The 13,011-nt window shown below is 67.8% G+C and carries 12 protein-coding genes and 2 pseudogenes; 10 read left to right on the forward strand and 4 right to left on the reverse strand.

What is annotated here, in order from left to right; translation table 11 throughout:
- Positions 1–235: 235 nt before the first annotated feature.
- From IBL25_RS19560 to tnpC, 3 genes and pseudogenes are all read left to right on the forward strand, one after another.
- Positions 236–2,011 (forward strand): hypothetical protein, encoded by a 1,776-nt coding sequence (locus tag IBL25_RS19560; protein WP_187780193.1) that lies wholly within the window; start codon positions 236–238, stop codon positions 2,009–2,011.
- 160 nt (positions 2,012–2,171) lie between these two features.
- A pseudogene (locus IBL25_RS19565) lies at positions 2,172–3,259 on the forward strand (IS3 family transposase).
- A gap of 136 nt (positions 3,260–3,395) precedes the next feature.
- Positions 3,396–4,103 (forward strand): annotated as a pseudogene (tnpC, locus tag IBL25_RS19570) (IS66 family transposase); the annotation flags it as partial.
- Between the two features lie 395 nt (positions 4,104–4,498).
- Here the strand turns inward: tnpC and IBL25_RS19575 are convergent.
- From IBL25_RS19575 to IBL25_RS27020, 4 genes are all read right to left on the reverse strand, one after another.
- A complete protein-coding gene (locus tag IBL25_RS19575; RefSeq protein ID WP_187780194.1) occupies positions 4,499–4,900 on the reverse strand; it encodes a hypothetical protein in 402 nt (133 codons plus the stop codon).
- Entirely contained in the window at positions 4,897–6,642 is a 1,746-nt protein-coding gene (locus tag IBL25_RS19580) for a glycosyltransferase family 2 protein (protein WP_187780195.1), read from the reverse strand. The genes IBL25_RS19575 and IBL25_RS19580 overlap by 4 nt, the downstream gene beginning before the upstream one ends.
- Positions 6,643–6,753: 111 nt before the next feature.
- Positions 6,754–7,044, reverse strand: coding sequence for a transposase (locus tag IBL25_RS19585; protein WP_187780196.1), 291 nt, complete (start codon positions 7,042–7,044; stop codon positions 6,754–6,756).
- A 430-nt stretch (positions 7,045–7,474) separates the two neighbouring features.
- On the reverse strand, positions 7,475–7,642 hold the full coding sequence (locus tag IBL25_RS27020; RefSeq protein WP_187780197.1) for a GntR family transcriptional regulator: 168 nt from the start codon (positions 7,640–7,642) through the stop codon (positions 7,475–7,477).
- A gap of 366 nt (positions 7,643–8,008) precedes the next feature.
- Between IBL25_RS27020 and IBL25_RS19595 the strand changes: the two genes are divergently transcribed.
- From IBL25_RS19595 to IBL25_RS19625, 7 genes are all read left to right on the forward strand, one after another.
- Positions 8,009–8,929 carry a LysR family transcriptional regulator gene (locus IBL25_RS19595; protein ID WP_187780198.1) on the forward strand — a complete coding sequence of 307 codons (921 nt, stop codon included), beginning with the start codon at positions 8,009–8,011 and terminating at the stop codon, positions 8,927–8,929.
- Between the two features lie 131 nt (positions 8,930–9,060).
- On the forward strand, positions 9,061–10,050 hold the full coding sequence (locus tag IBL25_RS19600) for a Bug family tripartite tricarboxylate transporter substrate binding protein (protein ID WP_187780199.1): 990 nt from the start codon (positions 9,061–9,063) through the stop codon (positions 10,048–10,050).
- A 13-nt stretch (positions 10,051–10,063) separates the two neighbouring features.
- Entirely contained in the window at positions 10,064–11,326 is a 1,263-nt protein-coding gene (locus tag IBL25_RS19605; protein WP_187780200.1) for a CaiB/BaiF CoA transferase family protein, read from the forward strand.
- Positions 11,326–12,267: a hydroxymethylglutaryl-CoA lyase gene (locus IBL25_RS19610; RefSeq protein WP_187780201.1), complete on the forward strand. Its 942-nt coding sequence runs from the start codon at positions 11,326–11,328 to the stop codon at positions 12,265–12,267. Before IBL25_RS19605 ends, IBL25_RS19610 begins: the two co-directional genes overlap by 1 nt.
- Positions 12,264–12,416 carry a hypothetical protein gene (locus IBL25_RS19615; RefSeq protein WP_187780202.1) on the forward strand — a complete coding sequence of 51 codons (153 nt, stop codon included), beginning with the start codon at positions 12,264–12,266 and terminating at the stop codon, positions 12,414–12,416. Before IBL25_RS19610 ends, IBL25_RS19615 begins: the two co-directional genes overlap by 4 nt.
- 122 nt (positions 12,417–12,538) lie before the next feature.
- On the forward strand, positions 12,539–12,697 hold the full coding sequence (locus tag IBL25_RS19620) for a hypothetical protein (RefSeq protein WP_187780203.1): 159 nt from the start codon (positions 12,539–12,541) through the stop codon (positions 12,695–12,697).
- Complete coding sequence (locus IBL25_RS19625; RefSeq protein WP_187780204.1) at positions 12,694–12,885, forward strand: hypothetical protein; 192 nt, start codon at positions 12,694–12,696, stop codon at positions 12,883–12,885. Before IBL25_RS19620 ends, IBL25_RS19625 begins: the two co-directional genes overlap by 4 nt.
- Positions 12,886–13,011 lie beyond the last annotated feature (126 nt).

Here is a 13,011-nt window from a genome sequence, read left to right on the forward strand (position 1 = left end):
GCCATACCCAGAACATGGGAACAGCAATCAAGATCTAACAGGCCTTAGGCCCGGGCGAGCTTGTCAGCCTGATGCTGGAGGGCTCTGGCGCGCCGGCTGGCACTGTGGCGGTGTTCGGACAGGCCTTCCGGCCTAGTGACCTGCCCCGTGGTCAAGTGCTGGCCGCCCGCCGAGCCGATGACAGCGTGCTGGCCACGCAGCATGACGTTGTGGCGCGCCACCCGGACGGCTCGGCATGCTTCGCCATCGTCAGCGTCGCTCAGTCTTTGCGCTGCCCGCTGGCCGCCAGTCCGGCATCATCCTGTCTATGGCCGGCGAAGAGCGCGCGGCAGACCCGCAGTTGCCGGCCGCCTTGGCAGAACGCGAGTTGCTGCTGGAGGTCGTGCCGCGGGGCAGTGGCGCGCCATGGCGTATTGACCTCATCGCACTTCTACGCGCGCAGAAGCCGGAGGAGTGCGACCTATGGCAGGCCGGCCCCTTGGCTTGGCAGGCGCGGCTCGCCATGCCCGTGCCGCCCTCGGCCGTGTCCGGCGTGACGTCGCTGCGGCTGGTGGCGGACGTGGCTTGGCACCAGGACGGCACGGTCTGGGCCGACCTTTGGATGCGCAACGACGTGTCCATGCAGTCTGGTGGTGGGGCCGTGGTCTATGGCCTCAGAGTGGTGCTGGACGGGCGGGAGGTCCTGCAGTTCCGTGATCTGCGGCAGGCGCAGTACACCGCGTTCGGCCGCCGCGTGGGCCTCACGGCCGATCGACGCCGCGCACCCTCGCCGCCCCTGGTCCGGCACGACGCCACCTATCTTGCCGACACCGGCGCTGCGGCGCGCTACAACCTATCCACCGGCGTCAACACCTCGTTGATGGACGGGTACGCCCGCTCCGCCGGCGGAGCGGACTGGAGCCGCCCCTTCGACCCGCGTGGCATCACACAGGACATGCCGATGACTGGTGGCCGCAGCGACATCGGACCCGCCATGCAGTCGCAGGCAGCGTGGCTGATGACCGGAGACCGCCGTGCGGTGGAATATTGCATCGGGCAGGCCGAGGCCGCCGGTGCCATCCCCTGGCATCATTGGGACGCGCAGCCCGGCGCAGGCGGCTGGCTGAATGTCGCCCGCTGGCCGCGCCTATGGACGGACGGGCGCGGCGGCACACCCCCAGGTGGGCTGAGCCAGCCCGTTACCGATGCGGGCGGGTGGACGCCGGAAAGCGCGCACCAGCCTGACCTGTGTTTCGTGCCCTTCCTGCTGACCGGCCGACGCGCCTTTTTGGACGAGCTGCAGGCTCAGGCCGCCTGGAACATCATGTCGCATTGGCCGGATCCGCGCGGCGGGGCCGAGGCCAATATCGTGCGCGGCCAGCAAGTGCGCGGCATGGCCTGGTCCCTGCGCCAGCTGCACGAGGCGGCCTGGATCAGCCCCGACCGCGACCCGCACCGAACCAGCTTCGCGGCACAGGAGGCCCGTAACTGGGCCTGGATGGCTGCGCAGCTGCCGCAATGGAGTGAAATGCAGGGCGAGGCCTTTGGCCGGGTGCTGAGCCCCTATGAGCCGCTGACGGAATTGCGGCCTTGGCAGCAGGACTTCCTGGCCTCGACCGCCGCCGCCGCTGCATGGAAGGGCAACCCGCAGGCCCGGGCAGTGCTGGCCTGGATGAGCAACTTTCTGGTCGGCCGCTTTCAGTCCGGCAACCAAGGCTTCAATCCGCGGGACGGCGTCGCCTACATTATTGCCAATGCCGGGCAGGGGCAATCGGCGCCCTACCGCAGCTGGGCCGAGTTGGGACGAGAAACCCAGGCGCGGAACTGGTCCAACGGCAAGGGATGGCAGCGCACGGAAAGCGACTACGCGCAAACCGCGCGAATGGCGCTGGCCGGCATCATTGATGTGCTAGACACTGCGGAAGCCAAACAGGCTTATGCCTGGCTCATCGGCTCCGGGGCACCCTTCACCCAGGCCAGCGACTTTGCCGGAGATCCCACCTTCAACATCGCCCCACGTGATCAGGTGTGACGAACCGGCGAGCTGAGCCCTTCGCCTCCAACTGCGCCCGCTTCTCCACTAGCTCTACCTGCGAAGTCTCAGATTGGAAGCCTTAAACTGATCTTCCTTCGAATTGATGGACACCCCTGAGTAAGCTCCATGGGAGGAAGGTGTCCGATGAGCAAGGACGGTGGAGTTTACGCCGGAGTTCAAGCAGGAAGCGGTCGCGCTGTTGCGCTCCAGCGGCCGGCCGCTGACGCAAGTGGCCGGCGAGCTGGGGATCCAGCCCTCCATGCGGCGCTGCTGGCGGCGGCAGAATGGCGAGGCAGTGCGGCCGCAGCCCATTGCGGCAGGCATAGGATCCATCATGGCGCCGTCTGCCCCGGCGTCTTCGCCGGCGGATCAGGCCGCCGAGATCGCACGCCTGCGGCGTGAGCTGCAGCGTGCTTGGCGTCTCTGCTTCCGGCTACTACGCTTGGCGGACGCGTCCCGAGAGCGCCAGGACCCTGGCCAACCAGCAGATCCTGGCCGACATCCGGCGCCTGCAGGCTGCCTTGCGCGCCGAGAGACGCCAGGTCAGCCGCGGACGGGTTGAGAGGCTGATGCGCAGCGCAGGGATCCGGGCCATCGCAGGGCGACGCTTTCGTCCGATGACCACCAACAGCCGCCATGCCCTCCCGGTCGCCCCGAACCTGTTGGGCCGGCAGTTCGCGGTCAGCCGCCCCAACACGGTCTGGCTGGCCGATATCACCTATCTGCCCACTGGTGAGGGCTGGCTCTACCTCGCTGCCGTGCTCGACATGGCCACCCGCAAGGTGATCGGCTGGTCCATGCGCGAGCACATGCGTGCGGAACTCGCCTGCGCAGCCCTCGCCATGACCATCCAGCGGCAGCGGCCGTCGTCTGGACTGCTGCAGCATTCGGACCGCGGCTCGCAGTACGCTGCCGACGATTATCGTCGGCTCCTGGGGGCAGCTGGGATGCGGCAATCCATGAGCCGCCGTGGCAACTGCCTGGATTGTGAGTTTATGACGCTGCCTGGAGAGCGTGACCCTTGTCTCGATTGACCCTGTGTCATGGCGTTGACCTGTCAACGCGCCCATGGAAAGCTTCTTCCACACCCGCAATGTTGAACTCGTCCAGCAGCGCCAATGGGCCACGCGGGACGAAGCCAGGCGCGACGTGTTCTCCTACATCGAAGGCTACTACAACCAGCAGCGTATCCACTCCGCCCTAGGCTACCAGACGCCAGAGCAGATGGAGAATGCTGCCGCCTGATCCCTGTCCATCAAATCAAGGGAAGATCTGTACTGGCGCCGGGGCGAGGCCGAACGCGGCAGGCCCGGTTCTAGGTCTACGCCTTTGACCCAAGACCATGGCATGAGCCTGGCGCGCCCGCGGGCTCTACCACTACTCGCCCGACCGTAAGGGCGAGCGGCCGCGGGAGCATCTCCAGGTGTTCAAAGGCTGGCTGCACGCGGAGGGCTCCACCGGCTACGACACCCTGACGCGCTCTCAAGGCGGCAACCTGTCGCGGATCCTTCACGTCGCCTGCATGGCGCATGCCTGCCGCAAAATGTTCGAGGTATTCGAGGGGACGATGTCACCGATCGCCGAGGAAGCGCTGCAACGGATTGCCGCTCTCTATGCCATCGAAGCGGAGATCAACGGCCAGCCTGCGCCGCAGCGCCTCACCGCACGCCAGCCTCGCAGCAAGCCGCTACTCGACGTGCTGCACGAGTGGATGCAGGCGCAGCGTCAACGCCTTTCGGGCAAGTCGCCTCTGGGCAAGGCGATGCAGTACGCACTCAACAGGTGGGACGCCCTGGCGCGCTACCTGGAGAACGGCAGGCTCTTGATCGATAACAACCTCTCGGAGCGGCAGCTGCGCGGTATCGCCGTGACAAGGAAGAACTTCCTGTTCGTGGGATCCGACGCTGGCGGAGAGCGCGCCGCCATCATCTACACCGTCGCTGAGACCGCCAAGCTCAACGGACTCAATCCCGGAGCCTACATCGCCTCCGTGCTCGACCGCCTTGCATGCGGCTACCCTGTGACCCGCATTGAAGAGTTCCTGCCATGGAACTTCAGGCCAGAGGCGAAGTCCGCCGCCATCGGCTGACGCTTACGCTCTGATAGGTCCTGAGCCTATATCGGCGAGATATCGTTCCTTGGTAGGAACTTAGATCCGCTTTCCGAAAGAGTAATTGCGAGGCAGGGCGGATGATTCCTGGACGCAAATTACATCGCGTATTCTATGAACTGATCTGTGGCAGCCAAGTATATTTGGCCAGAGACTCGAGAAAGTCTGGAGTGAGCCTGCGCCGTGCTTTGCAGGCGGCGTCCCGCACGACATGGTAGTCAGCGTGAAGGCGATGGCTAAGGAAGCGTTCACGCAGGTAGAGCCACACGCGTTTAACCGGGTTCAGGCACTCTCACTTGGTCTCGACAACCTGTTGGAATCATGTCTGCCCCGGCCAGCCAACCCTCATCCCACTCCCGTTTCCAATCAGCCTCTCAGCGTGACCCCCGCCGAATTAGCCGCCGTACAGAGGTGGGGATGTGGCTCACGGCCCAACGCAGCGGAGCCGTGATCCGCCACGTGGTGGATCGCAGTAGGCGCTGATGCTCCATACTGGTCACGCGCAAAGCGTTCGCCATCTGATCGCGATTGACTGTCATCTCCAGCAGCGCCGAAGTGATTCCCTCGACTTGGCGGGCGGCCTTCTCGCGGTCCTCAAGGATGATGACATCCTGCGCTTTGATGTAGTCCCTCTGTCGGTCGATCTCGGCATGTAGGCGCGTGACCTCGTCCCGCAGCCGCGCCGCCTCCTCCCGCAGCATCGTCGTACGCCGCGCTGCCGCTGCCCGCATCCGGCGCTCCTGCGTCACCGCCAGACCGTCCGCGCCTCCCGTCATGCCTGCACCGCCTCAACGGCCCTACGCCAGGGCGGAGTGCGCCGGGGCACTGACAGCTGGGCCTGGTTGTGACCAGTGTCGTCATACAGCATCAGGTTTGGATTGTGGTACGGGTCTTGCTCTAGCATTTCGCCCCAGCGGCGCTGCATGAATCGCAGTTCTCCCTCAGCGCGCTGCCGCTGTGGTTCCGTTACGTCTAGCCCGCGTGAGGCACTCTCGCGGTGCACCAGCACAGCGTGTGGCGTCCATACGATGCGGTAGCCGGCATCCTGAATCCGTAGGCAGAGGTCGATGTCGTTGAAGCCGACCGCGAGGCCTTCATCCAGCCCGCCCACCTCCTCATAGACTTCGCGGCGCAGCACCATGCAAGCGCCAGTCACCGCGGAGAGGGCCTGCGTCAGCGCCAGTTGACCGCCGTAGCCTGGGTCATTCGCTGGCGCAAAGCGCAGCAGGTGGCGAACGGCCTGCGGGCCGAACACGAGCCCAGCATGTTGCACGCCCTCGCCGGTTGGATAAAGCAGCTTGGCGCCAACCATGCCGACCTCCCGCTGTAGAGCTAGTGCCGCCATCTCGCGGAGCCAGCCGGGTTCCAGCACCTCAATATCGTTGTTCAACAACACCAGCAGGCTGCCGCGCGCTTGGCCTGCCGCAAGGTTATTCAGCCGGGGATAGTTGAACGAGCCGGGTGCTGACAACACCCGCAGCCGGGGGTCCGCCGCCAGCTGCCGTAGCAGCGCCAGCGCCTCAGGGTCGGTGCTGCCGTTGTCCACCACCAGCACCTCCAGCCGGTCCGCTGGCCAATCGGTCATCTGCAGCAGACCCGTGCAGCAGGCCCGCAGCAGCTCCGGCCGGTCGCGTGTTGGAATGATGACGGAGACGGGCGGCAACTCCACCGGCAGCGGATAGACGATCTGCCAAGCGCTAGGCTGCAGCGGAGCGGGGCGCAGCCGCGCCTCGCCCAATCCTTCCGCAGCCAGCCAGTCACGCAGTGCGCGCTCCCCATTTTCTGGGTAGCCGTCCTGCCGGTCGGGCTCCGCGCCGTCCCGCCCGTGACACAGCACGGTCGGCAGATGCACGATGCGGTCCGGCGTGGTGGCTGCCGTAGCCCGGAGCGCAAGGTCCCAGCCCATGGCCGGCCCATATTCCGGCCTCGGCCCACCCAGCCGCTGCAGCAGCGACATCCGGTAGAAGCAGGGCTGACCTAGCATGTCATGCGTCGCCAGCAGTTCCGGGCTCCACAGCGGTTTGAAGCGCGGCGTGTGACGGTGCCCGTCGGGGCCGAGGCGATCTTCGTCGGCGTAGAGCACGTCGGGCGCCGGCCGCGTGCGGAGGGAAACTGCCACCTCATAGAACGTGTGCTCGGCCAGGACGGCACCGGGCTCCAGCAATGCCAGCATCTCGCCGCAAGCCAGCGCAGTGACCGCCTGCGCGTCAGCCTGTGCGGACCAGCGGATACGCGTGTCCGCGGTCATCGCCTGTTGTAGATATGGCAAGACGGCAGGTGGGGCTATGCCCCACAGCCATAGCTCCCAGCCTGGGTAAAGCTGATTGCGCAGGGCGTCGATAGCACAACGGAGATCCTCCTGGCGCAGTTCTGGCACTAGTGGCATTGCCACGGACAACAGCGGTGGGTCGCGCAGGTTGATAAGGTCCGCTTTGATAAGCTGGCGGTCTTCATCGGTCAGGCTGCCGTGCCGTTGGACCCAGTCCTCATAGGCGTCGTAAATGCTCGGCGGATGCATGCGGCTTCCGGTAACTCCATACCGGCCGTCTATGCCGGAATCTCGAAACTAGCGTCCCGGGTGAGAGGGAAGCCATACCGCCATACAAATAACTAATGTTTAAGGCAAATTCTAGGCGGCGTGGACAAAGCTGATCCATAACCAGGTTGCAGCGAGTTGGACAAAGCCGAGGAAGCGGCTCGCGGTGTGGTCGTAGCGGATAGCAACGCGGCGGCAGTTCTTTAAGCAGTTGATACAGCGCCCGATGCGGTTGCGGAGGGCGTAGAGAGGCTGCTGGACTCTGTTCGGGATGTGCCTGTTGCGCCTGGTCGGGGTCTCCGGCTGCCCGCCGCGGTCGCGCACATCCTGTCGTATGGCATCACTGTCGTCACCGTGACCTGCGGGCGAGATGCCGGGGGTCACTGTCCTGCTCCTCCATCAACTCGCCATAGAGCCTATCCACTAGGCATTAGACTGAGGGCTTCCCAGATCCTCGTTCTTGATGAGAGGATCTGTTCGGACGACGAAGCGGCGCATTCGAGATGATGGCTGGCGCCTGCCGGATGCGCTCAGGGCTGAGATGGAGCCGTTGCTGCCATCCCCGCCCAGAAACCCGCTGGGCTGCCACAACCCACGTGTGCCGGGGTTCTGTTGCGAACGGTGGTGCAGGGCAGAAGTGATACTGTAGAGCCCGACATCATGCAGTGGCGAGGAGGTTTGTGACGAACGCTGCCTGTGCTGCGGTGTCGCAACCACTGATCCCGTGAACCTGTCCCTTCCTGATCATCGCCATGCCTCGTAGCCCGCAACTGTTATCCTCGATGACGAGGCCGCGCCGGGCAGACAGCGCAATTCAGTCATCGTGCTGCAGCCGGACGATGGCCGTGTGGACCGGCGTCAGGCTCATGCCGAGCTGTGCCGCTATCTGCTGCTCGGTTGCCTGCAGACCCGGGGGAAGGCTCCCGTTCAGGATGGCCGCCTTGATGCGCCGGTACGCGATGTCGGCAAGCGGCTCGGCCACCGGCCCGGTTGTGCCCTAGCCAAGTCAGCCGTGCCCGGGAGCATGCGTGGGGTGGGAGCCATCTGTTCCTCTGCGGAGACTCCATCCTAACAACACACGGATACCACGGCTGCCCCTTGCTGGAGCCCCCTCTGGGACCGGTATCCGCCAGCTCGTGAGGAACCCTGGGACGGCCGGTGTGGTGGTGACCACCCCGCCACCCGCTGCCGCGCCTGGTCACGCGGCCACGACGTGGAGCGTCGTGACGTATCCGGCATCGATAGTCCGCTCCGGCGCCACTTGGTAATAGAATTCCCGCCGGGTGGACTAGATGCGCGGCTAAGATCGGCTTTCGCACCAGGGATGGAACCTATTTCGAGAACCTCGTTGCCCTGGGCAGCCCTCGGCCTGGACCTCGTCACGCTGCGCGTCTTCAAGGCGGCGGTCGAGGAGCGCAGCCTCGCCCGCGCCGCCGAGCGCGAGCGCCTGGCGCTCTCGGCCCTCAGCCGCCGCATCGCCGAGATGGAGGCCCGAATCGGCACCGCCCTGCTGCGTCGGTACGACCGCGGCGTCGAGCCAACCGCGGCGGGCGAGGTGCTGCTGCGCCACCTCGGTCCGCTGTTCGACCTGCTCGACCGCGCCTTCGCCGATGTCGAGGCTTTCGCCGCCGGGGCCCGCGGCCATGTGCGCCTGCACGCCAACATCTCGGCCGTCGCCGGGTTCCTGCCGGAGGCGCTGGCCAGCTTTCTCACGGAGAACCCGGGCATCGAGGTCTCGCTGGAAGAGCGGTACACCGCCGATATCCTGCACGCCGTCCGGACCGGCGTGGCCGACCTGGGGTTGGCATCGGGCACGGTGCGCGTCGTGCCGCCGGAACTGCGGATGCTGCCGTGCCGCGAGGACCGGCTGGTCGCGCTCCTCCCGGCGGACCATCCTCTCGCCGTTTCCGGGAAGCCGCTCCGCTTTGCCGACCTCGCGGCCGAGCCCTTCGTTGGGCTGTCGCCAGCGATGGCGCTGCAGCAGGCCTACCGACGGGAGGCGGAGGCCATCGGGCTCGCCTTGCGCGAACGGGTGAATGTCGCGAGCTTCGACGGGGTGCGCCGCATGGTCGAGGCGGGCCTGGGCGTGGCGATCCTGCCCCACACCGGCGCCGAACCGCATGCCGCGAGGATGGCGATCGCCGTGCGCGCCCTTGACGAGCCATGGGCGGTGCGGCCGCTGGCTCTCTGCGTCCGCCGTGACCCGGAAGCCCTGCCCGCCGCCGCGAGGCTGCTGGCGGCCCACCTGCTGGGCCGCCAGTTCCCCTAGAACCCGGCCTTCTCTCCCGAACCGCGAAACCTCCCTTGCCGAGAGAGGCATGGCAGGGCGACCGCCCGCCGCAGCATGGTTCCGCCGCCAAAGCGCCCCGGCGCTGACGCCACGAAGCAAGGAGGAATGCCATGCCCATCGGTCGCCGCGCCGCGCTGCCGCTGCTCACCCTCGCCGCCCTGGGCGCCCCCGCCCTGATCAGGCGCGCCGCCGCGCAAGACTTCGCGCCGGGTCGTCCCATCACGCTGATCGTCCCGACCTCGGCGGGCGGCACCACCGACTTCGCCGCCCGGCTCCTGGCGGAGCCGCTCGGGCAGCGCCTCGGCCGCCCGGTGGTCGTGGACAACCGCGCGGGCGCCAACGGCGTGATCGGCGCCCAGGCCGTGGCCCGGGCGCGGCCGGACGGGCACACCCTGCTGGTGCAGTATTCCGGCTACCACGTCGGCACGCCCGCCCTGGTGCAGAACCTCGGCTGGAACCCGCGCACGGACCTCGCGCCGGTGGCGCTGCTGATGGATGCGCCGCAGGTGCTGCTGGAACACCCCTCGGTGCCCGCGAAAACGCTGGCCGAGCTGGTCGCCTACGCCAAGGCCAACCCGGGCAAGCTGAACTACGCCTCCGCAGGCAACGGCTCCATGCAGCATCTCGGCACCGAACTCCTGAAGCAGCGCGCCGGGATCGACCTGGTGCACGTGCCCTACAAGGGCACCGGGCCAGCCATGCAGGACCTGCTTTCCGGGCGCGTGCCGCTGTTCCTGACCACGCCGCCGCCTGCCATCCCTTTCATCCAGAGTGGCCAGTTGCGGGCCCTGGTGCTCGCTGCCCGCGAGCGCCATCCAGCCCTGCCGGACGTGCCGACCGCCGCCGAGGAGGGGCTGCCCGGCTTCACCGCCGAGGCCTGGTTCGCCGTCTTCGCCCCGGCGCGCACGCCGGAAGCGCTGGTCGGCCGCCTTGCCACCGAGATCAGCGCCATCACCGCCACGCCGGAATTCCGAGCCAAGGCGGAGGAGCAGGGCGCCGTGGTGCGCCCGATGACACCGAGCCAACTCGGCGACCGGGTCGCGCGCGAACTCGCCGAATGGGCCGAGGTGGTCAGCGCGGGCAACATCACCGCCGAATGAGGGCACGAGCGCCATGACCACGACCACCATCGACTCCCCCACACGCCCAGGGGATACGGCCGCTGCGGGCCCCCTGTCCGGGTTGCGCGTCCTGGAACTCGGCCACTTCGTCGCCGCCCCGTTCTGCACGCGGCTGCTCGGCGACCTCGGCGCCGACGTCATCAAGGTGGAGCCGCCAGGCGCCGGTGATCCGGTGCGGCAATGGGGTGCGCGCCACCAGGGCCATTCCGCCTGGTGGTCCGTGCATGGTCGCAACAAGCGCTGCATCACGCTCGACCTGAAGAAGCCGCGCGCGAAGGAGCTGGCGCTGCGCCTTGCCGCGCAGTCCGACGCACTGGTCGAGAACTTCCGCCCTGGGCAGCTAGACAAGCTCGGCCTGTCCGAGGCGGCGTTGCGGGAGGCGCGGCCGGACCTCGTGATCGCCCGCGTCTCCGGCTACGGCCAGGACGGGCCCCAGCGCGACCGCGCCGCCTTCGGCGTGATCGGGGAAGCGGTGGGCGGCCTGCGCCACCTCACCAACCATCCACCCGGCAACACCGACCTGCCGCCGGTGCGCGTCGGCATCAGCATCGGCGACAGCGTGGCCGGGCTTTACGCGGCCTTTGGCGTCATGGCAGCCCTGTGGCGGCGCGACGCGGCCGGGCGTGGCGACCAGCGCGGCCGGACCCTGGATGTCGCACTGACCGAGAGCATCTTCAGCCTGCTGGAAGGCGCCTTGCCGGAATACGGCGCGCTGGGCACGGTGCGCCAGCCTGCGGGAGGTGCCATCGCCACTGCTGCGCCGTCCAACGCCTACCGCTCGCGCGACGGCGTCTGGGTGCTGATCGCCGCCAACTCCGACCCGCTGTTCCGCAGGCTGGCGGACCTTATGGGGCGGCCTGAACTGGCTGGGGACCCGCGCTACCAGGGCAACCAGGCGCGCGTCGCCAACCGCGACACGCTGGACGCCCACATCAACGCCTGGACGGCGCAGCATGAGGCGGCCGAGCTGGAGCGGATGCTGGAAGCGGCCGACGTTCCCGCGACCCGGGCCTACACGGTCGCCGACTGCGCCGCCGACGCGCAGTTCCGCCATCGCGGCATGGTGCGCGAGGTGGAGGACGCGCAGCTCGGCCGCATGCTGCACCCCGGCATCGTGCCGCAAGTTCCGGACGACCCCGGCGCCATCCGCTGGGCCGGGCCATCCGTCGGCGCGCACAACGAGGAAGTGTTCTCCGGCCTGCTCAACCTGTCCGCCGACGAGATCACCGCACTTCGCCAGGAAGGGGTCTGCTGATGAGCAAGGCTGTCGAGATCGTCGAGGTCGCGCCGCGCGACGGCTTCCAGCCGATCGGGCCGTGGATCCCGACCGAAACCAAGGCGGCCTTCCTGCGCCGCCTCGCCGCCGCCGGGCTGCGCCGCATCGAGATCGGCTCCTTTGTCAGCCCCACGGCGGTGCCGCAGTTGCGTGACACGGCGGATCTGCTGGAAGTGGCGGCCCGGCTGCCGGGGCTGCGGCCGCAGGTGCTGGTGCCGACGGCCCGGCGCGCGCGGGAGGCGGTGCAGGCCGGAGCGCGCTTCCTGGTCTACGTGCTCTCCGCGTCCGAGGCGCACAACCAGAGCAACGTCCGCCGTTCCGTGGCCGAGTCCGTGGAGGATTACGCCCGCCTGCTCGACGCGCTTCCGGGGGACGTCGAGCTGCGCATCAACTTGGCTACCGCCTTCGACTGCCCCTTCGACGGGCGGATGGCGGTCGGCCCGGTGCTCGAGCTGGTCCGGCGCCTCGTCGCGATGCGGCCGGATGTCGAGATCTGCCTGTGCGACACCACGGGACGGGCGACGCCGGACCACGTGGCGCAGCTCTGTGCCGCGGCGGCGGCGTGTTGCCCGCAGGTTGCCAACTGGGCCTACCACGCCCACGACACCTACGGCCTCGGCCTCGCCACCACCTACGCCGCCTACCAGGAAGGGGTGCGGGTGTTCGACGCCGCCGCAGGTGGCCTCGGCGGCTGCCCCTTCGCGCCCGGCGCCACTGGCAACGTGGCGACCGAGGACGTGGTCTGGATGTTCGAGCGCATGGGAACCGACACCGGCGTGTCGCTTGAAGCCCTGTTGCCGGTTGCCCAAGACGCCGCTGCCCTGCCCGGCGCATCGGCCGGTGGCAGGGCACGCCAGGCGCTAGGCCCGTGCGCGGCCGCCGAAGAGAGGATCACCAGCCTCGAAAAGAGTGCTCGGTGAGGAAGACCACCCACCTGAAGCGGCTTCTCAAGGCCAGCAAGCTGTGCTGCTCGCGCCAGGCGCCTATGACGGGCTGGGCGCGCAACATCGCCGCCGCCGTCAAGGTGCCGGTCATCATTGATGGGACACCGGCTTCGGCAACCCGCTGAACGTCGCCCGAACCGTGCAGGCGTACGAGCGGGTCGGTGCGGCGGCCACCCAACTGGAGGACTAGGTCTTCCTCAAGCGGCGCGGGCACATGCTGGGCCGACGGGTCATCCCGACGGAGGAGATGGTCCAGACGATCAAGGCGGCCGTCGACGCGCGACAGGACCAGGACTTCGTCAGCATCGCCCTTTACCCGACGGGACCGCTCTACGCCGCGGCCAAGGCCCTGCAGAGCTATGTGGAGGAGCCACAGGAACCACGGTCGGCAGGATGCCGGACATGATCACCTTCGATGAGTTCAACCGCCTCATCGGCCTGCCCGAGTACAACCGCCTGGAGGAGCGGTATGTCGTCGCGTGGCGGCTGTGCCGCAGCTTGCGCCTGAGGGGGACGGATCTGCTGGAGATGAGGCAGATCCGGCCGAAGCTTAGGGTGGCGCCTCGCCGCTGCTGGAGGCGATGCCTGGTGTGATGCCCAAGCGCGCGGCGGGCGAGATGGGTGAGGGCCCGGCCCACGTGGCACTGTCGTAGGTGGTAAGACCTCCGGGGGTTCTGTTGCAAACGGCAGGGTGGCCGAAGTGAGGTAGAACGACGCTGG

It is taken from the genome of Pseudoroseomonas ludipueritiae (genome assembly GCF_014490445.1).
GTDB classification, from domain to species: Bacteria; Pseudomonadota; Alphaproteobacteria; order Acetobacterales; family Acetobacteraceae; genus Pseudoroseomonas; species Pseudoroseomonas ludipueritiae.